This is a genomic window from Thiolapillus sp. (genome assembly GCF_048562965.1).
GTDB lineage: Bacteria > Pseudomonadota > Gammaproteobacteria > Chromatiales > Chromatiaceae > Thiolapillus > Thiolapillus brandeum_A.
In genome coordinates, this window is sequence record NZ_JBHNMF010001646.1 from 1 (window position 1) to 523 (window position 523).

1 protein-coding gene is annotated in these 523 nt (G+C 60.2%); it reads right to left on the reverse strand.

Features of this window, described 5'->3' with window-relative positions:
• Nucleotides 1-439, reverse strand: a 439-nt coding sequence (locus ACOCD2_RS26000; protein ID WP_419626442.1) for a hypothetical protein, incomplete at its 3' end; no start/stop codon positions are given.
• Nucleotides 440-523 lie beyond the last annotated feature (84 nt).

The window sequence follows — 523 nt, forward strand, 5'->3', positions numbered from 1 at the left end:
TACGACAGGGCAGCGATTCGCCTCCCGATAGCTCCCGTGCCTGCTCGAACAGCCGGGTCAAAACTCGCACACCATCCCACAACAGGCTGCTGTCACTGGGTTCGTGAATGTTCGATTCCGTCGCTGCCAGCCATGGAGAGCGAAGCGAAGGCTGGTAGACCCCAGTAGCCGCGAGGCCGCACTGTTTTCCCGGCGTGCCTTGCGCCAGAGGGAAAACAAAGTAGGCCTCCGAACGCGGCGTCCAGTCATTGGGAGCCAAGTACGGAGCAGCAACGAGCTTGCGAAGTTGTTGCGTAGTGCTTGGTGACCAGGACGGCTGGGGCACCAATAGGTTGTCAAAGGCCGAGTCGATTTTGGGGACTGGGATGTCCCAAAATCTATCACGAGGCCGAAGACACGCTTGCTTGTTCCGGCCGCGTGTATGGCGAATACTGCACATGCGCCTTTTGGCCCTCCGGCAATGGCTACGACAGGGCAGCGATTCGCCTCCCGATAGCTCCCGTGCCTGCTCGAACAGCCGGGT